The following is an 18,553-nucleotide window of genomic DNA, read 5'->3' on the forward strand; positions in this document are numbered from 1 at the left end:
GTCGGTTCCGTGGTCTGCACTGACGGGATCGAACTTCGGCGAAACCCGGTGTGCCCGTAGGCCTCGCGGGCGAGGCGTTACGTTGACCACAGTGCGCTCGTCATGCTACGCGGGTCGGGAACAGCAGGGCAATGCGGCCCCCTCGTTCCGAACTGGGACGATCCGGTCGTGGAACGCGGTTCGAGCATGCTCTGTGCAACATCATCCATGACCGGGCTCGCGAGGGCATCACCGGCACAGCGCCTGCGCGCAGCGCCGAGCCCGCGCAGCGGACGAGTGCGATGAGTGCCGAGGAGGTTCTCGGCACTGCCGGGGTCGCCCGGCGGGCCGTCGGGTCGGCCGAGTCCGAGCGCGCGAGCCGGGCCTGGTGGGACGCCGACGCGGACGACTACCTGGCCGAGCACGCCCGGGACATCGGCGACGCGGACTTCGTGTGGTGCCCCGAGGGGCTGCGCGAGGCGGACGCCGGGCTCCTCGGCGACGTCCGGGGCGCGCGCGTGCTCGAGATCGGCTGCGGCTCCGCGCCCTGCGCGCGCTGGCTGCGGGCCCACGGCGCGCGCGCCGTCGCCCTGGACCTGTCCCGTGGGATGCTGCGGCACGCGGCCGAGCTGAACGCGTCGACGGGGATCGCGGTGCCACTGGTCCAGGCGGGCGCCGAGCGCCTGCCCTTCGCCGACGCGACGTTCGACGTCGTGTGCTCGGCCTTCGGCGCCGTCCCGTTCGTCGCCGAGCCCGTGACCGTGATGCGTGAGGCGTTCCGGGTGCTGCGGCCCGGGGGGCGCTGGGTGTTCGCGGTGAACCATCCCATGCGCTGGATGTTCTCCGACGACCCCGGACCGGACGGGCTGACCGTCACCCAGTCGTACTTCGACCGGACCCCCTACGTGGAGGTCGACGACGAGGGCCGCGCCACGTACGTCGAGCACCACCGGACGCTCGGCGACCGGATCCGGGACGTGACGGCCGCCGGTCTCGTGCTGGACGACCTCGTCGAGCCGGAGTGGCCCGAGGGGCACGAGCGGGTGTGGGGCCAGTGGTCGCCGCTGCGGGGCGAGCTCTTCCCGGGTACCGCGATCTTCGTGACGCACCGGCCGCGCTGACGCACGGGTTCGGGCCCGGGCGCACGAGCCGTGCGCCTGTGCGCGATCCCACGGACCCGTGCGGGAGCGGCCGGTCTAGGGTCTCCCGGTGCCGATCGACGCCTCTGAGCTGCCCGAGATGAAGCCCGAGATGCTTGCCGAGCAGCTCGCCGAGAAGATGGGGATCGAGATCGTCAGCCGGTCCCTCGAGGAGGTCGTCGGCCGGATGCCCGTCGCGGGCAACCGCCAGCCGTACGGCCTGATGCACGGCGGCGCCAGCGGCGTCCTCGCGGAGACCCTCGGCTCGACTCTCTCGGCCCTGCACGCGCTGCCCGAGCGGTTCCCCGTCGGCGTGGAGTTGGCGTGCACGCACCACCGCGCGGCGACGGACGGCTGGGTCACTGGGGTGGCGCGGCCGCTCCACGTCGGCCGCAGCACCTCGACCACGGAGATCGTGCTGACCGACGACCAGGGCCGCCGGATCTGCACGGCGAAGCTGACCTGCCTGCACCGGGACACCCTTCCCGGCGAGTGAGCCTCCGCCGCTCGGGCGTCCGGAGGGACGCCCGAGCGGCACGGATCAGGTGGACGCACCCTCGCCGAGGTAGGCCTCCTGGACCCGCGGGTCCGCGAGGAGCTCGCGGCCCGTGCCGGAGAGCGTGGTGCGGCCCAGGTCGATCACGTAGGCCTTGTCCGACAGGGCCAACGCGGAGAGCGCGTTCTGCTCGACCAGAAGCACCGTGGTGCCCGAGTCCCGCAGCTCCTTCACCGTGTCGAAGATCTTCTGCGTCATGATCGGCGAGAGGCCCATCGACGGCTCGTCGAGCATGAGCAGCTTCGGGCTGGACATCAGCGCGCGGCCGATCGCCAGCATCTGCTGCTCGCCGCCGGAGAACAGGCCCGCCTTGTTGCCGCGCCGCTCCCCCAGCACCGGGAACAGGTCGTAGACGCGCTGCATGTCCTTCAGCACGCCGGCCTCGTCCTTGCGGGTGTAGGCCCCGAGACGCAGGTTCTCCTCGACGCTCATCCGCGCGAAGAGCCGGCGGCCCTCCGGGCTGTGCGCGACGCCTTTCGACAGGATCTGGTGCGCGGGGAGCTTCTGGATCGGCTCGCCGTTCAGCAGGATCTCGCCCGACACCGGCCGCAGCAGGCCCGAGACGGTGCGCAGGGTCGTCGTCTTCCCGGCCCCGTTGCTGCCGATGAGGCTGACGATCTCGCCCTCTTCGACGTCGAACGAGACGCCGCGGACGGCCTGGATCGCGCCGTAGGCGACGACCAGGTCGCGGACGGAGAGGAACGCCATCAGTCGGTACTTCCTTCCTGCAGGCCCGGGCCGCCTGTGCCCGGTCCCGCGGTGGCCCCGGCGTGGATCTGCGCCTCGACCTCGTCGGGCGGTGCGCCCAGGTAGGCCTCGACGACCCGCGGGTCGCCGCGCACCTCGTCCGGCGAGCCCTCCACCAGCAGCTCGCCCTGCACCAGCACGAGCACCCGGTCGCACAGCGTGAAGATGAACTTCGTGTCGTGCTCGATCACCACGACCGAGACGCCGAGGTCCCGGATCGCGAAGATCAGCTGCCGGGTGGCCTCGGTCTCCTGCGCGTTCATCCCGGCCGTCGGCTCGTCGAGCAGGAGCACCGACGGGTCCGTCGCCAGCGCGCGGGCGATCTCGAGCCGCCGCTGGTCGCCGTAGGGCAGGTTCCGGGCGAGCTCGTCGGAGAAACGCCCGAGGCCGACGAACGCGAGCAGCTTCTCCGCCCGGTCGTGCGCCTCCGCCTCGCTCCTCCGGAACCGGGGCCCGTGCAGCAGCGACGAGAGCGGGCCCTGCTTCATCCGCACGTGCCGGCCGACCAGGACGTTCTCCATGGCCGTCATGCTCGGGAAGAGGCGGATGTTCTGGAACGTCCGCGCCACGCCCGCCTGGGTGACCCGCGCCGGGTCCTTCGGCATGGGCTTCCCCCGCAGAGTGACCTGCCCGGAGGTCGGCGAGTACAGCCCGGTGAGGCAGTTGAAGAAGGTGGTCTTGCCGGCGCCGTTCGGCCCGATCAGGCCGATGATCTCGCCCTCGCCCAGCGAGAACGTGACGTCGCTCAGCGCCCGCAGGCCGCCGAAGACCATCGAGACACCCGACGACTGCAGGATCGGCTCGCGGGTGCCGGTCGCGACGTGCATCTCCTCGGCGAGGACGGCCACGACCTCCTCCGGCGGCGCCTGCAGCTCCTGCGGGAGCTCCTCCTCGGTGGTGGTGCCGATCTCGTGGTCGGGGCTCATCGCCTGCTCCTCGCTCACGGCTCCACCCTCGTCGGCAGGGCCCCGGGGGCCTCCTTGGCGGCGTCCTCGGGTTCCTCGGCCAGCTCCGCGCGGCGGTGCTTGTCCGCGATGATGCCCTGCGGCCGGAACCGCATGATCAGCACGAGCGCGAGGCCGAAGATCAGCAGCCGGTAGTCCGAGAACTCGCGCAGCTTCTCAGGCAGCACGAACAGGATCGACGCGCCGAGCACCGCGCCCGGGATCGTCCCCATGCCGCCGAGGATGACCGCGGAGAGCAGGGTCACCGACTCCAGGAACCGGAAGCTGTCGTAGGCGACGACCCCGGTCTTGTGTGCGAAGAACGCACCGGCGAGGCCCGCCAGCGTGGCGCCGAGCAGGAACGCGAGGATCTTGATCGGGCCGGTGCGGATGCCCATGGCACTCGCCGCGTCCTCGTCCTCCCGGATGGCGATCCATGCCCGTCCGAGCCGGGAGTACTTCAGGTTGCCGAACACCAGCATCACGCCGGCGACCAGCAGGACGATCATCACGTAGTACAGGACGCCCGACGGCAGCTGGACCGACCCGATGGTGATCGAGTCGTTGAACCGGAAGTCCCCCACCCCGACCGCCGGGATGTTCGGGATCGCGTTCGCCCCGCCCGTCAGGCCGCCGATGTTGTTCTGCGCGCTGCGCACGAAGATCTCACCGAAGGCCAGGGTGACGATCGCGAGGTAGTCCCCGCGCACCCGGAGCGTCGGGGAGCCGACGATCGCGCCGAAGATGCCGGCGACGACCGCCGAGATGACCATGACCAGCACGAACGGCAGGTGGATCCCGACGGCCGAGGCCGTGGCGCCGGACAGGTTCGCCGCGACGAACGCGCCGATGCCGAGGAAGGCGACGTAGCCGAGGTCCAGCAGGCCGGCGAGCCCGACGACGATGTTCAGCCCGATGGCCGTCGCGGCGTAGACACCGATGTTCGACGCGACCGTCATCCAGTACTCGGTGCCCGCGCTGGTCAGCGGGAGCCCCAGCGCCACGATCAGGAGGACGATCACGCTGAACACCCGGTGCCGCTCGGAGAGCGTCGCCACGTAGCCGAGCAGGCCGGACGCGTTCAGGCCGGCGAAGGCGCCGCCCGCCGCGCTCAGGAAGGACAGGAACACCGCGCCCGAGTACGGGTTGACGACGCCGCCCTGGCCACCGCTGGTGAGGCCCGCGGCCACGACGAGCAGCATCAGCACGTAGATCACGACGAGCAGCAGCCACTCGACCCAGAGCGGGAGTTTCCAGTCGAGCTCGGGCCGGCGCTCCGCGCCGCCGGCCGCGCCGCCCAAGATGGCGAGCACGCCGCCGATCAGGGCGACGACCGACCCGAACGCCACCGCGCCGTCCGCGGCGGTGATCGCGCCCAGACCGCCGCCCTCGACGGTGATGTAGAGGCCGTTGATGACAGCCACCGCGACGATCCCGATGCCGAGGTTGCGGACGATCCGGTCGGCCGCCGGCACCCGGATCGCGGCGACGACGATCGCCGCGAGCCCGAGGATCACCAGGTGCAGCCGGAAGCCGGTGAAACCGAAGGGCAGCGTCGCGAGCTCGGGGTAGGCGCCCTGATTGAGCACGAAGGTCGCCCACGGCAGCTGGGAGCCGAGGATCGCGACGATTCCACCGACGATCTCGAGGAGGCGCGCCCGCGGGGCGAGCGCGTCGAGCAGGCCCGCGAGCCGGCCCGTGTGCCGTGGCGGGACCGCCTCCGGCGTCGACGCGGGAGGTGCTTCGGTCACGGTGCTCATGCTCGGACCCTCTCCGTCTCGCCGAAGAAGCCCTGCGGCCGGAACACCAGCACGATGATCAGCACGACGAAGATCCAGACGTAGTCGTAGGCGGTGCCGCCGGGCAGGTACTGCCCGCCGAGCGCCTTGACCAGGCCGATGACGAGGCCACCGATCACCGCGCCGCGGATGTTGCCGATCCCGCCGAGCACGGCCGCGGTGAACGCGAAGATGCCGTTCTGGAAGCCCATGTCGATGTTGATGTTGTTCAGGTAGCTGCCGTAGAGCACGCCCGCGACGCCGGCGAGCGCGCCGCCGATCGCGAAGGTGAGGACGATGATGCGGTCCGGGTCGACGCCCATCAAGCGGGCGACGTCGCGGTCCTGCGACGTGGCGCGCATCGCGCGGCCCATCCGGGTGCGCTCGATGAACCGCTCGAGGCCGAAGGCCAGGACGAGCGAGACCACGATGAGCAGGATGCCGGTGTAGCGGATCGGCACCCCGTCGCCGATCGGGATGATCCACGTGCCCTCGACGAAGAGGTTCGGGAACGGGATCGCCGCCGTCGCGCCGGGGTAGAAGACGCGGACGGCCTCCTGCAGCGCCACCGACACACCGAGCGCGGTGATCAGCGGGGCCAGGCGGGGCGCGTTGCGGAGCGGCCGATAGGCGAACCGCTCCATCGCGACGGCCACGAGGACCGAGATGAGGGAGCCGCCGACGAGCACGATCGGGAGCGCGTAGTACCAGCGCTGGGCGATGAACGTCGGCATCAGGTAGGTCAGGGTGGCGAGGCCGCCGTAGGCACCGACCATGAAGATCTCGCCGTGGGCGAAGTTGATCAGCGTGATGATCCCGTAGACCATCGTGTAGCCCAACGCGATCAAGGCGATCAGCGAACCGAGCACCAGCCCGTTCGCGATCTGGGACAGGAACGTGGACAACAAGTGAGGGTTCTCCTCCACCACGTGCAGAGCGGGGACGGGGTGTCGTCCCCCGCCCCCGCTCTACCGTTGACGATCCGGTCGGTCCCTCCTGGGGCCGACGTCAGCTGGCCTGGAACTCGCCGCTCTCCACCGGGGCGAACTTGCCACCCTGCACCGAGTAGATGGTCAGCACCTTGTTCGTGGTGTCGCCGTACTGGTCGAAGGAGACCTTGCCGCTCGCGCCGTCGAGGTTGGTGTCCTGGACGGCGGTCAGCAGCGCGTCGCGCGTCGTGTTGCTGAAGGTGCCGGAGCCGACGGCGGTGGTGAGGCCCTGGATCAGCACGTTGGTGGCGTCGTAGGTCAGCGCGCCGTACGTACTGTAGGGCTCCTTGTAGCCGGCCGCCGAGTAGGCGTCGATGAAGGCCTTGGCACTGGGCAGCTGGTCCGCCGGGGCGCCGACACTGGTCGCGAGGTCGCCCTCACGGCCACCGAGCGACACGTAGGTCTCGTCCTGGATGCCGTCGCCGCCCATCAGCGGAACGTTCAGTCCGGCGGCGGCGAGCTGCTTCGAGAGCGGGCCCGCGACCGGGTACTCGCCGCCGTAGTAGACGGCGTCCGGGTTGAGCGGCCGGATCTTGGAGATGACGCCGGAGAAGTCCGTGTCCTTCTCGCCCACCTTCTCCTGCGCGACGACCTTGGCGCCGCGCTTCTGCGCCTCGGCCGCGAAGGCCGCCGCCAGGCCGGCCCCGTAGGTCTTGCCGTCGTCGATCACGGCGATGTTCTTCTTGCCGGCCTTGTCGACGAGGTACTGCGCGGCGAACGGGCCCTGCACGGCGTCCGTGGTGGCGACGCGGAAGTACGTCGGGTTGGGCCGGGACGCGGAGGCCGGGTTGTCGCCCTGGGTCAGCGACGGGTTGGTGTTCGCCGGCGAGATCTCGACGATCTTCTTCTGCCCCAGGATCGGGGCGACCGACTGGGCGGTGGAGGAGTTCAGCGTGCCGATGACGCCGACGACGTTCGGGTCCGACGCGAGCTTCGTCGCGGCCTGACCGGCGATCTGGGCGGTCGCCTGGTCGTCCTCGGCCTGGAGCGCGAGCTTGTAGCCCGGCACCTTGCACGCCTGGTTCGCCTGGTTGACCGCGAGGTCCGCGGAGTTCTTCATGCCGAGACCGAGGGCCGAGAGCCCACCGGAGAGCGGCGCGACGAATCCGACCACGAGCGTGCCCTTGCTCGTGTCGCAGGACGAGCCGCTGCTGGCGCCGCCCGTCTCCGTCCGGTTCGTGGAGCAGGCCGTCAGCGCGAGCGCCCCGGCGAGCAAGGCGGCAGTCGCGACGACCGTCCGCTTCCGATCCATGTCATGTCCTTCCGTGCAACCACGTCGACGGCGGCCCCGACGCCACCGGGCCCCCGCGGAGCTGCCGAGAGCGTCGCGGACGTTAGGTCACCGACGGGTTCCGCGTCACCACACCGCCGGGGCTCTTTACCAGACCGCAACCGGATCCAGCGTTGTGTGACCACCCTCCCACACAGCGTGACTCCAAGGTCACGATCGTAGTGCAAACAAGATCATCAGGTAACGCCCTGAGCTGGGGGAAACCGCTTACCTTTGCTTACGATCATGTGTCGTCGAGATGTTCGGCACGAACGACGAAAGCCGTCCCGACAGCGTCGGGACGGCTTTCACGGGTGGAGCGGAGCGGTCACGCCTTCGGGGTGGCTAGCCCTTCGATGACGGCCTCGGCGACCGCCTTCATCGTGGTCCGGCGGTCCATGGCGGTGCGCTGGATCCAGCGGAAGGCCTCGGGCTCGGTCATGTTCTGCCGCGCCATCAGCAGACCCTTGGCGCGGTCGACGACCTTGCGGGTCTCGAACCGGTCGTTGAGCGAGGCGACCTCGTCCTCGAGCGCGCGCTTCTCCGCGAACCGGGAGACCGCCAGCTCGATCGCCGGCACGAGCTCGTGCCGCGCGAACGGCTTGACCAGGTACGCCATCGCGCCGGCGTCCCGGGCCCGCTCGATCAGATCGCGCTGGCTGAACGCGGTGAGCATGACGACGGGAGCGATCTTCTCCTCGACGATCTCCGCCGCCGCCTCGATGCCGTCCTTCTTGGGCATCTTGACGTCCATGATCACGAGATCCGGCTTGAGCTCGCGGGCCATCTGCACCGCGGCCTCGCCGTCGGGGGCCTCCCCCGCGATCTGGTAACCCTCTTCGCCGAGCATCTCGGTCAGGTCGAGGCGGATCAGCGCCTCATCCTCGACGACGAGGACGCGCCAACCGACGGCCGGTCGGTCCTCGGCGTGCTGTTCCTCGGATACCTGCTGGCTCACCGGAGCTTCTCCTTCAACGGGCGGGTCGAACGCAGGGCTCGATGCTACCGGGATAAGGTGACCATCCCTGAGGTTATTCGGTACTTCGTGTGCGGAAACACTGCACACGAGGTGCGGAGGACCCCAGGCCCCCGTAGCCCAATCGGCAGAGGCAGCGGACTCAAAATCCGCCCAGTGTGAGTTCGAATCTCACCGGGGGCACACCTTCCGACCGGCCCTTTTGGGCCGGTCACCTGCGCAAACACCACCAACGGCCGGTCACGGCTGTCCGACCGTGCCGGATGCCGTCCGGCCGTCGGCGGCTTGCTGCGGCCTATGCGTGGCCGAGCTGCGGCCTATCTGCGGCCGAGGGATCAGCGTCTCCCGCCACCTCAGCCGGCAGCCCCAGGGCGGTCTCGATACGCCGTCGTGCACTGTCCTCTTGGCCAGCGATCACCTTCGCGTAGATCTGGTGCAGGACCGCGACCGAGTGACCCGCCCACTCGGCGACCTGGGTCGACGGCACTCCCCCACCCAGCCATGTCGACACGCAAGCATGTCGAAGGTCGTATGGGCGGCGAGCAAGTGGCGAGGCGTACTCCGCTTCGGTCAGGGCCGCCTCGCGCGCCTTCCTCCACACCCGCGCGACCGTCGACTCCGCGACGTCGCTGCCGTAGAGGCCCCGGAACAGTCGGCCGTCGGTGGCAACGCCGTGCCGGCCCAGGTGGGCATGTAGTAACTCGGTGAGCGGCGGAGGCGACGGGACGTGCCTTACCTCCCCCTCCCCCGCTGTTTCAGCTGCCGTCGGTCCCGACGCTCCCCGAGTCGGTCCACGCCGCGCCGGCGACCGGGGCGGTCTCGGACAGCAGCAACTCGCCCCACCCGTTCTCCGGAAGCTGGAGATCCTGCTTCCGGAGCATCGCGGCCTCTTCCGGCCGAAGTCCCGCGTAGTACATGACGGCGAAGTAGGCCGTCAGCATCGGTCCGGAGGACCGGCGGGGCTGCCCGTCGATGAACTGCGCTGCAACAGCGGAGAGCAGCTTCCGGGCCTGGTCCGGATTGATCACCACCCGCTTGTCGATCGACTTCACGTCCTTCGGCGGTGTCCACTTCACCTCCGGAAGACGGTTGCGGTTGAGCACCTTCAACTCGACGGCGTACTCCAGCGCGTTGTGCAACACGGCGCGCTTACGCGCGACCGTCTTCGCCGCCGCTGGCTTGCCGTCCATCCGCACCGAGATCTGTTCGAGCGCTCGACGCGCCATGGCCGGATCGTCGAGCTGCGAGACCGGAACCGTGTTGTCCTGGAGCCATCTCAGCGCCCGCTCGACGTCCGCCGGCTTCGCAGCGTCCCGGCGCTTTGCGTTGAACGCCCAACCGGTCATCGCCTTGCGCAGGACCGCGTCGTCCGGGCGTCCACGGCTGCTTGATAGGAGGACCGGGGTGACGGTGGCTAGCGTGTCCGCGTTGCCGGCCCGCGACTTGCCCGCTGCTCTGGGCCACTTCATATCGATGTACCGCTGCGCGAAGTCGAACCAGCTCATCTCGTCGGCCTGCCTGGCGACCGACACCGGCAGGCCGTCGAGTAGCCGGAACGCTTCTCCTTCCTTTTGAGCCCGCTCCAACCGTGAGCGGAACCCGTTGGCGAGCGCGCGAGTCGGGAACGTGTCCGCCCACGGCTTCTTCGCCACCAGCCACCGGACCTCGTAGGCCTTTCTGCCGGTCCGTCCCTCACGGGCACGGATAGCCCACACACGGACGTCGTAGGTGGTGTCCATCAGGCGGCCACCTCCTCAAGCGAGTCCAGCCAGTTCTCGAAGTCGGTACGGCGGATGCGGATCTCACCGTTTGGGAGCTTGATGCAGCGCGGGGCGCGTCCTTTGGCGCGCCAGTCGTAGAACGTCGAGCGTGAGACACCGAGTTCGGCGCAGAGGTCCTGGACCGTGAGGCGGGCGGGCGGCCGGCTCATCTGTTCTCCCGGGTCGGAGTGACAGTCACTCGACTGTCACTCGGTTTGTCACAGCTGTTTGCGCAGTTCAGGCGGGGTGGGGTGACGCAGTGACGGAAGTAGGCCCCAGCGGGTGGTCCGCGGCTGTCACTCCCCCGCCGATGCGCCGTCACGACGATTCCCCTGGTCAGACGGGGCCGAGTGACTGAGTGACAGCAGTGACAGCGGCTCCGGAGGGGTGATGTCACTGCTGTCACTGGTGTCACTGAGCGGGTGGTATTGCCCGCCCGCGGTCGCGCGGAGCTGGCCGTCGAGGACCATCCGCCGGCAGGTCTGGCGGACGGTGTTCGCGTCGAGCTGCAGCGCCTCGGCGATCTGTTTCGGCCGCTGGCCGGGAAAGTCGCGGACGTAGCGCATGACGAGCGAGCGGGTGTCACGCAGTAGGTAGTCCTCGGCACGGCCGTCGAGGACCCGCCATGACCCGGCGTCGGAGTCGAACGAGAGCGCGTAGTCGGTTTCGTCGACGTCGCGGCCCGTGACGTGCAGAACCCCGTCCGCCTGCGCCCGTGCGCGTTCGAGGACCAGCACCGCATCCGCCGCGCCGGCGAGCCCGTTCGTCCCCGAGACCGTGGCCAGAAAGTCCTCCGCCGCCGCCTTGCGGACGTGGTGCACGAGCAGGACCGCGACTCCGTGTCGGTCGGCCACCCGCTTGATCCGCCCCATCGCCGCGTAGTCCGCGTCATACGCGGCGACCCCGGCGGGCGGGGTGCCCCGGACCTTGGCGAACACGTCGATCACGACCAGGCGGGCGCCGGGGTGGGCGGTGAGCCAGGTATCGATCTCGACGTCCCCACCGGCCGGCATCGGCGAGCACGCGATCGACAGCGTCAATCCCTCGGGCGCCGGCCGCCCGCCGAGCACCGTGCGCATCCGGGACTGCAACCGGCGCGGGGTGTCCTCCAACGCGAGGTAGAGCACCGGGCCGGCTTCGACCGGGATCGAGCCGAGCGCGGGACGGCCGGCGGCGATGTCGAGGGCGAGGTTGAGGCCCATCCAGGACTTGCCGACCTTCGGCGGACCGGCGAGCAGAGTCACGCCCTCGCAGATGATCCCGGGGACGGCCCAGCGGGGTTCGGGAAAGGTCAAGGACATCAGATCGGTGGCCTCCCAGGCGGTCCGACGCGGTGGGGGCACGGCTTCGAGTCCTCGACGGTCCCGGCCCGACACAGGGCCACTCGCGGGCCCCTGATCTGCGTCGTGCAGGCCTTTCGGGTCGGGGTCGGGGTGATGGGCCGGGGTCGGGTCCGGGTTCATGCGGCGTCCTCGATCCGACGGGGTCGTTTCGCCCCGGCCCGCAGACCGGAGGCGATCGTCTGCTCGGCCTGCCGCCGGCTGTAGGCGCGCAGCGCGAGATGCCGGGCGGCCGCGGAGAGCAGCACCGCACGGGCCTCGGTCTCGTCGAGGGAGCCGCCGGCGACGAGCTGACCCAGGGCGACGGAGGCGACGTAGAGGCAGGCGTTGCGCTGCGAGGCCGGGGCCTGGTGGACCCGTGCTGTTTCAGCCCGTAGCGCCCCGTCGAGATAGCGATCCCGCCGCCCGGACCCGGTCCGGATCGGGCCCACCGGAACCGCGGGCGGCAGAGCCGGGCGGAGTCGCTGTAGCAGCCAGCCGGGCAGCTCGGCGACCGGCCGGTCCACGGTGACCGCGTAGACGCCGGCCGGGGTGATCGAGCCGGGGGCCACGACATAGCCGCCGTGGGCCCGGGTGTCGATCTTCCAGCCGAGCAGGCCGGCGGTGTTACGCAGCTCGATCCCGCCCGGAGCCCAGTAATAGAGATGTGTCCCGCCGGACGGGGTGGTGACGGTGAACGTGACCGGCAGGGTGGCACCGGCCTGCTCGGCGAGCCGGGCGAGGACGTCTGCGCCGCCGGTGGCGCCGGCCCATTCCTCGGGTGGCCCAGCGTCCGGGCCGTCGGGGACGGTGGGGGTGTCGCAATCGACGACCAGCAGCCCGGCCGGTCCGGTGGCGAGCCCGATGTTGAACGCCCGCCCTCCGGTCCAGGCGCCGCGGATCCGGTCGGGGTCGGTGGTCGCGCGCTGCTCCCACCCCTGATGTCCGGTGGCGCAGGGTCCGTCGCCGGGGCAGCGGGTGTGTCCGTGCAGCGCGGGCCGCTTGGTTCCGGGGCACAGCGGGAACACCGGCCACCCCCGGCCGGCGGCGTCGAGCGCGGCGGCCAGCAGCCGGGCCACGCCGTCGGCACCTGGTCTCACGTCTCCGGCTTGGTGACTGTGTGTTGCCATCGGGGCTCCTGTTTTCGGCACGCGTCGACCGCCGCGACATCCGGTGTGGGGTGTCGTGTGGGGTCGGGCGGGTAGTGAGGTCGGCGGGTTAGCTGCCGCGGGTGGGGTTAGGTCTTTCACTCGGCCGCGCTGGTAGGGCACTGGCCAGCTGATCTGCGGAAAGTGATCGAGTGAGCCGAGTGAGGCCGAGCCCCATCCGGGCCGGAAACGGGCTCTGGCACGCAAGGCCGGCGCGCGGGCTCGACCTCACTCGGTCAGCCGGGCGGGCTAGCCCTCGTCGTCGAGATCCTCGGTCGCACGCTTGGCCAGTGCTTCACGCACGGTGATCGGATCGAGGGGCCAGCGGTTGCCGGTCGAAGGCACCTTGACCCCGTACTCGGCCGAGAGTCGGGCGCGCAGCGCCTTGCCGGTCAGCGCTCGGTACGGCGTCCAGCCCGGCGCATACGCGGCCAGCAGGGCCGGGACGTCGGCGATCGGGACCGGCTGCTCGCCGAGCACGGCGTCGAGGTCGTCGAGCAGGTCTCGGGCGGCCTGAACTGTGGGTGCCGTCGTGGCCGAGCCGGGAAGGGGCCGGCCGCTCCGGGCGATCGCGTCCAGGGCGCGGGCGATGATCGGAGTGACCTGGTCCCCGGTCCCGGAGTCCTTGTCCACGGACAGGAAGTAGACCTGCACGATGTCGCTGCGTTGCCCGGAGAAGCCCTTGACCACCGCGGTCCCCCGGTCGGTGCCCGGGATCAGCTCCGTCGCGCGGTGGCCGGCGGTGTACGCGCCCTGGCCGAGGAGGGCGTCGTTGGCGACGTGATCCCCGACGGCGAACGCGATCCCGTTGGAGCAGTTGCGGGTCACGTCGCGCGGCATGGAGTCCTTCGTCGGCGCCTGCGTCGAGACGAAGACGTGGATGCCGCGCTTGCGGCCCAACCGAACGATGTCGACCAGCAGTTTCGCCGCCTCGGCCCCGTGGGTGGGGTGCTGGATAACCACATGGGCTTCCTCGAGCAGACAGAACAGCGGGTGCAACCCGATGTTCTTCGAGGCGTACTCCCGCGTCACCGCCGGGATCTCGTAGCGGACGAGCAGCTCACCGCGGGACTGGACCTCCGCGTGCAGCTCACGCAGGTGCTCGACGATCTCGGCGATCTTCTCGTCCTCGGCACCCATCACGTACCGCGAGCACCGCGGCCGGAACGCCTCGAAGTCGAAGTTGGCATCCGGTACCCAGATCCGCAGCTCCGCCGTCGGGTCCAGGGCTACGCCGGCGGCGACCGCGCGGGCCGCCGACGACTTGCCCTGTCCGGGCATCCCGCCACCGAGGGAGTTGCGCTCCATGAACGGCGCCAGCATCGGCGTCCCCCGCAGCGTGCGACCGAACGGGACACCCTTGAACACGTCCACGGCACCGTCGTCGAGCAGCGGATACGGGCCGGCGCCCTCGGCGAGCGCGCCCTTGTCCGCCACCCAGAGATCCAAGATCCCGGCCTCGCCGCCGGTGGTCGGCCACACCTCCTTCGCCAACCGGTGCAGACCGGTGGCGAGGTCCGCGCGGCGGCGGGCGATCTTCTCCGCGGTCACCCCGGCCGGCAGCCGGATCACCGCATGCGTCCCTCGGCCATCGACCCGGGCCGGGGTGAGGAACTGCAGCGGCGTCCCCTCCTTCAGGAACGCGGTGATCTGCGGGATCCGCAGCGCCGACAACGCACGGGCGATCGTGGTCTCGTCGATCGTCGCGTCTGCGTCCCCGTCGGACGCGGTGGCCAGCCACGCCGGCGCCCGACCCCGGCGCCGGCCCTCCCGCCACGCCCCCAGGACCAGCAGGACGGGCGCAGCCATGACGAGCGGCGTCCAGGCCAGCGCGATCGCGGCGAACGACCAGCGGATCACGTCCGCGACGCCGATGATGACGTTCGTGAACTCCCCGGCCCCAGAGAGCTGTACCGCACCGGCGATGGCGAGGATCAACACCGCGATCCCGGCGGCGGCGCCGAGGGCGACGCGGACCGCGGCGGCGACCATCGCCGGGGTGTCCATGATCCAGGCGTGCCGGCGGGCGGCGGCGGTCTCCTTGCGCTCCAGCCACTCTGCCAACCGCGCCTGGTCCCCGACCGCCTCGGCGGCGCGGATCTGGCGGCGATAGACGCCCATCGTCGAGGCGTCCCATCCCCGGCGGGCCCAGGACTCGAACCCCTGCGCCACCGTTACTCCCGTCCGGGCGACCAGACGCACGCCCTGAACCGGGCGCTCGGACTCCCGCAGCGTGGTGATGACGTGCACGGTCTGCCTGCGCGCCACCGTGCCCGCCCGACGCACCAGCGCCGTCCCCGGCCGGCCCACCGGCGTGCTGGCTTCCGCGGCGGGATCGGTGACGATCTCGCCCCCCACGACGAACGGTGCGCCGTCCCCACTGTCCGCGGTCGGGTGGGTGGTGGGGTGCAGGTGGACGACGTTGTCCCGCTCGTCGTCGCCATCGTCGTCGGGGTTGTGGGGTGTTCCGGTGTAGGTCGACGTGCTCATCAGGCAGCCTCCTGCCGCTCGGCGACGGGCATCGGGTCAGTAGCGGGTGCGGGGTCGCGGAGGGCGGCGGCGAGCTTGACCGAGGTCCCGGCCGAACAGCCGGTCACCGCCCGGCACCACGCCGGCGACAGGTCCACCCGTTCCCCCGCACCCGTGGCGCGGTCGAGCTCGGCGCGGGCCTCGGCGAGGTAGTCCGCGAGCAGCCGGCGCGGCCGCGGGGCCGGCTTCCGCCGCGCCCGCCGAACCGGGCGTTCACAGGCCGGCTCACGAACCGCGTCCACGATGGACTCACGAACCGGCGCCTCCACCGCGCCCGACGACGGCGGCGGGTCCTGGTGAACCTCCATGCCCTCGGCGGCCGGTGTGCGCTCGATGAGCGCGCGATGCACGGCCTCGGTGAGCCGATCCCGCAGACCCGGGCCGGTCTCCGCCGTGGCGAACACGACCAGCGGCGGCACCGAATGCAGCACCACCCCAGCCGCGGAGAACGGGTGATCGGCCAGGCCCCACGACGTCCAGGTGTTCATGACGTAGGTGGCGGCGAAGGTGAGCCACTTCGTCCGCCGGCCCCAGGCCGGCAGGCTGACTTGGTAGCGGGCGGTGACCTGCTCGGCGCGCAGGACCGCGAGCAGCACCAGGGACACCATAGGGTCGAGCAGCCAGGCCACCCACCAGCCCGCCGAGAAGGTCGGCGAGCCGGCAGCGGCGAATCCCTGGACGTTGACCATCGTGAAGGCCAGGCCGAGCACGATCCCCGCCCACAACAGGGCGTCCACTTGCGAGCGCACCCGCTCGACACGGAGCGCGATCACGTCAGGATCCGTCGTCAGCGCCCGGACCCGGGCGGCGTTGGCAGCCTCGGCCGCCAACCGGGCCACCTTCCCGACCGGCCGGTTCTCTGTGGTCGTCTGGACGGTCATCGGTAGCCACCTCCGTGGATCGAGCGCGGCAGCTCACGCACCGAGAACATCCGCGCCAATGCCGCCCCGGCGACCAGCGCCGGCACCCCCAATACCCCGGCCATCACCGCCGGCGGGGCGTCGTAGGCGATGACCGTCCACTGCACCCCGACGATCAGCGCCGCGATGAGCAGCGTCCGCCCGGCCGTGCTCGACCGCCGACCCGCCGAGGCAACCCCTCGTTCGATCGTCCGGCCCGCTCGCGCGCCGGAGGACCACACCGAGATCAGACCCACGCCGGCGAGCACGACCAGCGCCACGGTCATCTGTGTCGTGCTCACCGGACCTCACCGCCCGGAGCCTCGGCAGGCGCGCCCGCCGGGCGGGCCCTGTTCGCCTCTACCATCGCGTTCTCTCCGTTCACCTGCTGGTGGTTGGGGAGACCCAGCCCGGCGGCTACTTCCGCCAAGAACCCGTCGCCGGGCTGGACTCCCATGAACTCGCCGCGATCCAACGCGGCCTCGTACTCCCGCTCCGCCAGGGTCGGCAGGCCCGACAGGCGTGCCGTGACGTGTCGCTCGTCGATGTGGTCGCAGCGCCCGCACAGCCGCCACAACCAGCCGCAGCCCTCCCACGACGACGGGTCCTGCCACGGCTCGTGCCCGTCGTGCTCCGGGATCGACCGATCACACGCGCACACCCGCCACGACCCCGGCTCGTAGTCGTGCCCGAACGACCGGCACCGCTGCCGGTCCGCACACACCGGGCACAGCAGCCGGCCAGACAAGCGCCGAACCCAGGACAGCCGCTCCGCCGCCCCGAGAGCCGCCTCCGCGGTCTCGAACCGACCTTCGTCCCCGCCCTCGCGCTGCTCGACCGCACAGCCATCACAGGCGGCCACCACCGCTCGGACGATCACGCCGCCTCGCCACCAGCGGTCGGCGCCGAGAAGACGGCCGCGGTACCGAGGGCAGGAACGGAGCGAAGCCGGCGGGACGGCCGGATCTCGGCTCGCTCCTTGTCGTCCATCAGCAGCCATGCGGTCGGCTCGGGTCGGCGTTCACGAGCGATGTCCCGGTAGGCGTCCCACTGGATCTCTCGGACGTCGTCCGGCGTCAGACCGTCTGGCGACCAGGACTCCTCGATGTCGAGGCTGTCGAGGGTCACTCGGTGCATTGCGTCGAGGCGGTGAACGTTCATGGTGTCTCCCGGTTCGTGAACCACATAGCACCACAAGGTGCTATGTGGTGCTTCGTCTGTCAAGGCTCGTGTTTGTGGTGCTGTGTAGTGGCCTACGCGGCCGGTAGCCTGTCGCGGTGGCGATCGATCCGAACAGCGCCGTCCCGCTCAGCGCGCAGGTCAAGGCCGACATCGTCGAGCGCATCAACTCCGGCGAGTACGCCGTGGGCGAGAAGATCCCGTCCCTGCGCAGCCTCGCCGCACAACACGGAGTGGCAGAGCTGACCGTGCACGCCGCGGTGAAGGAACTTCAGTACGAGGGCGTCCTGGAGTCCGCGAGCGGACGCGGCACCTTCGTGCGGGCGCTCCCGGGTGTCGGGCCCAGCGATCTCGTGAAGGCCGTCGAGGAGTTGCGCCGGGAGGTTGCCGAACTCCGTGACCGTGTCTCCGCGATCGAGAGCACCGACCGCATCTGACCGGCTCGCAAGGTGTTCCTTGAAGTTCATGGGTACATAGGACCGCGGAACCGCGGACGCCAACACCGCACTTCACAGGCCGTTTCTGGACGTCCCGGACGGACCCGATCTCTCGAAAACGTCCCCGAAACGTCCCGAGATGTGGATGATGAACCGGTGCCCAACGACCGACTCCGCGCCGCCATGGACGCAGCCGGGCTGACTATCGAAGATGTCTCCGCCCGCGTAGAGGTCGACCCCAAGACGGTCGGCCGGTGGGTCTACGCCGACGGCCGGCGGCCCCACCGAACCACGCGAACTCTCGTCGCCGAGCTACTCCGTGTCGAGGAAACCCACCTGTGGCCAGCGGAAAAGCGGCCCGCGAGCTCACCGGCCGTCGCCGAGCTAGTCCACCTCTACCCGACCCGATCCGCCGTTCCGTTCGCCCTTTGGACAGACCTCATCCGTGGCGCCACCGAGGCCGTGGACGTGCTGGTGTTCTCCGGGCAGTTCCTCGTCGAGCAACACGACCTACTGCCGGTCATCCGCGCCAAGGAAGCAGCCGGCGTCCGGTTCCGAATCGCCGTTGGCGACCACACCTCGTCGGCCGTCGTGCAACGCGCTGCGGAGGAGGGCACCACCGGCGGGCTCGAAGGCCGAGTGCAGATGATGCGCCGCTACCTGCAGGACGTTGCCCACCTCCCCGGCGTCGAGATCCGCACCCACGGCACGATCCTCTACAACTCGATCTACCGATTCGACGGCCAGGCCCTCATCAACGGCCACGCCTTCGGCTCCCTCGCCGGCCAGAACCCCATGCTGCACATCCGCCACGTCCCCGACGGGACCATGTGGGAGCACTACATGCGTTCGTTCGACCGCGTCTGGGACCTCGCCCGACCCGAACCCACCGAGAGGTAAAGCC

The 18,553-nt window shown here is 70.7% G+C and carries 19 protein-coding genes and 1 tRNA gene; 5 read left to right on the top strand and 15 right to left on the bottom strand.

Translation table 11 applies throughout. The annotated features are described in order from the left end of the window. The first annotated feature begins 281 nt into the window (after positions 1-281). Both WBK50_RS18325 and WBK50_RS18330 read left to right on the top strand, forming a co-directional pair. Positions 282-1,100 carry a class I SAM-dependent methyltransferase gene (locus WBK50_RS18325; RefSeq protein WP_341336781.1) on the top strand — a complete coding sequence of 273 codons (819 nt, stop codon included), beginning with the start codon at positions 282-284 and terminating at the stop codon, positions 1,098-1,100. A 118-nt stretch (positions 1,101-1,218) separates the two neighbouring features. Then, positions 1,219-1,614 (top strand): PaaI family thioesterase, encoded by a 396-nt coding sequence (locus WBK50_RS18330; protein ID WP_341339433.1) that lies wholly within the window; start codon positions 1,219-1,221, stop codon positions 1,612-1,614. A gap of 45 nt (positions 1,615-1,659) precedes the next feature. Here WBK50_RS18330 and WBK50_RS18335 read toward each other — a convergent pair whose 3' ends face one another. From WBK50_RS18335 to WBK50_RS18360, 6 genes are all read right to left on the bottom strand, one after another. Further along, on the bottom strand, positions 1,660-2,382 hold the full coding sequence (locus WBK50_RS18335; protein WP_445942274.1) for an ABC transporter ATP-binding protein: 723 nt from the start codon (positions 2,380-2,382) through the stop codon (positions 1,660-1,662). After that, positions 2,382-3,365, bottom strand: coding sequence for an ABC transporter ATP-binding protein (locus WBK50_RS18340; RefSeq protein ID WP_341336782.1), 984 nt, complete (start codon positions 3,363-3,365; stop codon positions 2,382-2,384). The genes WBK50_RS18335 and WBK50_RS18340 overlap by 1 nt, the downstream gene beginning before the upstream one ends. Next, the gene (locus WBK50_RS18345) at positions 3,362-5,125 is read right to left on the bottom strand and encodes a branched-chain amino acid ABC transporter permease (RefSeq protein ID WP_341336783.1); all 1,764 of its coding nucleotides are present in this window, start codon (positions 5,123-5,125) and stop codon (positions 3,362-3,364) included. The genes WBK50_RS18340 and WBK50_RS18345 overlap by 4 nt, the downstream gene beginning before the upstream one ends. Then, positions 5,122-6,051, bottom strand: coding sequence for a branched-chain amino acid ABC transporter permease (locus WBK50_RS18350; RefSeq protein WP_341336784.1), 930 nt, complete (start codon positions 6,049-6,051; stop codon positions 5,122-5,124). The genes WBK50_RS18345 and WBK50_RS18350 overlap by 4 nt, the downstream gene beginning before the upstream one ends. A gap of 100 nt (positions 6,052-6,151) precedes the next feature. Continuing rightward, complete coding sequence (locus tag WBK50_RS18355) at positions 6,152-7,384, bottom strand: branched-chain amino acid ABC transporter substrate-binding protein (protein WP_341336785.1); 1,233 nt, start codon at positions 7,382-7,384, stop codon at positions 6,152-6,154. A gap of 346 nt (positions 7,385-7,730) precedes the next feature. Next, positions 7,731-8,360: an ANTAR domain-containing response regulator gene (locus tag WBK50_RS18360; protein ID WP_341336786.1), complete on the bottom strand. Its 630-nt coding sequence runs from the start codon at positions 8,358-8,360 to the stop codon at positions 7,731-7,733. 127 nt (positions 8,361-8,487) lie between these two features. On the opposite strand from WBK50_RS18360, the gene WBK50_RS18365 reads away from it, so the two are divergent. Beyond that, a tRNA-Leu gene (locus WBK50_RS18365) sits at positions 8,488-8,561 on the top strand. 572 nt (positions 8,562-9,133) lie between these two features. Here the strand turns inward: WBK50_RS18365 and WBK50_RS18370 are convergent. The 9 genes from WBK50_RS18370 to WBK50_RS18410 all read right to left on the bottom strand — a co-directional run bounded on the left by WBK50_RS18370 (position 9,134) and on the right by WBK50_RS18410 (position 17,194). Next, positions 9,134-10,117 carry a hypothetical protein gene (locus WBK50_RS18370; RefSeq protein WP_445942275.1) on the bottom strand — a complete coding sequence of 328 codons (984 nt, stop codon included), beginning with the start codon at positions 10,115-10,117 and terminating at the stop codon, positions 9,134-9,136. Beyond that, positions 10,117-10,308: a helix-turn-helix transcriptional regulator gene (locus tag WBK50_RS18375; protein WP_341336787.1), complete on the bottom strand. Its 192-nt coding sequence runs from the start codon at positions 10,306-10,308 to the stop codon at positions 10,117-10,119. Before WBK50_RS18375 ends, WBK50_RS18370 begins: the two co-directional genes overlap by 1 nt. A 126-nt stretch (positions 10,309-10,434) precedes the next feature. Beyond that, the gene (locus WBK50_RS18380; protein ID WP_341336788.1) at positions 10,435-11,481 is read right to left on the bottom strand and encodes an AAA family ATPase; all 1,047 of its coding nucleotides are present in this window, start codon (positions 11,479-11,481) and stop codon (positions 10,435-10,437) included. A gap of 116 nt (positions 11,482-11,597) precedes the next feature. Further along, entirely contained in the window at positions 11,598-12,536 is a 939-nt protein-coding gene (locus tag WBK50_RS18385; RefSeq protein ID WP_341336789.1) for a bifunctional DNA primase/polymerase, read from the bottom strand. 318 nt (positions 12,537-12,854) lie between these two features. Next, a complete protein-coding gene (locus WBK50_RS18390; RefSeq protein WP_341336790.1) occupies positions 12,855-15,095 on the bottom strand; it encodes a cell division protein FtsK in 2,241 nt (746 codons plus the stop codon). After that, positions 15,095-16,015 (bottom strand): hypothetical protein, encoded by a 921-nt coding sequence (locus WBK50_RS18395; protein WP_341336791.1) that lies wholly within the window; start codon positions 16,013-16,015, stop codon positions 15,095-15,097. The genes WBK50_RS18390 and WBK50_RS18395 overlap by 1 nt, the downstream gene beginning before the upstream one ends. Beyond that, positions 16,012-16,335: a hypothetical protein gene (locus WBK50_RS18400; protein WP_341336792.1), complete on the bottom strand. Its 324-nt coding sequence runs from the start codon at positions 16,333-16,335 to the stop codon at positions 16,012-16,014. Before WBK50_RS18400 ends, WBK50_RS18395 begins: the two co-directional genes overlap by 4 nt. Beyond that, positions 16,332-16,913 carry a hypothetical protein gene (locus WBK50_RS18405; RefSeq protein ID WP_341336793.1) on the bottom strand — a complete coding sequence of 194 codons (582 nt, stop codon included), beginning with the start codon at positions 16,911-16,913 and terminating at the stop codon, positions 16,332-16,334. Before WBK50_RS18405 ends, WBK50_RS18400 begins: the two co-directional genes overlap by 4 nt. Then, entirely contained in the window at positions 16,910-17,194 is a 285-nt protein-coding gene (locus WBK50_RS18410; protein ID WP_341336794.1) for a hypothetical protein, read from the bottom strand. Before WBK50_RS18410 ends, WBK50_RS18405 begins: the two co-directional genes overlap by 4 nt. A 116-nt stretch (positions 17,195-17,310) precedes the next feature. On the opposite strand from WBK50_RS18410, the gene WBK50_RS18415 reads away from it, so the two are divergent. Both WBK50_RS18415 and WBK50_RS18420 read left to right on the top strand, forming a co-directional pair. Further along, a complete protein-coding gene (locus WBK50_RS18415) occupies positions 17,311-17,649 on the top strand; it encodes a GntR family transcriptional regulator (protein WP_341336795.1) in 339 nt (112 codons plus the stop codon). A 141-nt stretch (positions 17,650-17,790) separates the two neighbouring features. Next, entirely contained in the window at positions 17,791-18,549 is a 759-nt protein-coding gene (locus tag WBK50_RS18420; protein ID WP_341336796.1) for a helix-turn-helix domain-containing protein, read from the top strand. Positions 18,550-18,553 lie beyond the last annotated feature (4 nt).

The organism is Pseudonocardia sp. T1-2H (assembly GCF_038039215.1).
Classification (GTDB): domain Bacteria; phylum Actinomycetota; class Actinomycetes; order Mycobacteriales; family Pseudonocardiaceae; genus Pseudonocardia.

Bases quoted from the DNA above. Each gene is read 5' to 3' on its own strand.
- WBK50_RS18325 (WP_341336781.1), top strand. From the start codon at position 282: ATGAGTGCCGAGGAGGTTCTCGGCACTGCCGGGGTCGCCCGGCGGGCC.
- WBK50_RS18330 (WP_341339433.1), top strand. From the start codon at position 1,219: ATGAAGCCCGAGATGCTTGCCGAGCAGCTCGCCGAGAAGATGGGGATC.
- WBK50_RS18335 (WP_445942274.1), bottom strand. From the start codon at position 2,382: ATGGCGTTCCTCTCCGTCCGCGACCTGGTCGTCGCCTACGGCGCGATC.
- WBK50_RS18345 (WP_341336783.1), bottom strand. From the start codon at position 5,125: ATGAGCACCGTGACCGAAGCACCTCCCGCGTCGACGCCGGAGGCGGTC.
- WBK50_RS18355 (WP_341336785.1), bottom strand. From the start codon at position 7,384: ATGGATCGGAAGCGGACGGTCGTCGCGACTGCCGCCTTGCTCGCCGGG.
- WBK50_RS18370 (WP_445942275.1), bottom strand. From the start codon at position 10,117: ATGGACACCACCTACGACGTCCGTGTGTGGGCTATCCGTGCCCGTGAG.
- WBK50_RS18375 (WP_341336787.1), bottom strand. From the start codon at position 10,308: ATGAGCCGGCCGCCCGCCCGCCTCACGGTCCAGGACCTCTGCGCCGAA.
- WBK50_RS18390 (WP_341336790.1), bottom strand. From the start codon at position 15,095: ATGAGCACGTCGACCTACACCGGAACACCCCACAACCCCGACGACGAT.
- WBK50_RS18395 (WP_341336791.1), bottom strand. From the start codon at position 16,015: ATGACCGTCCAGACGACCACAGAGAACCGGCCGGTCGGGAAGGTGGCC.
- WBK50_RS18410 (WP_341336794.1), bottom strand. From the start codon at position 17,194: ATGAACGTTCACCGCCTCGACGCAATGCACCGAGTGACCCTCGACAGC.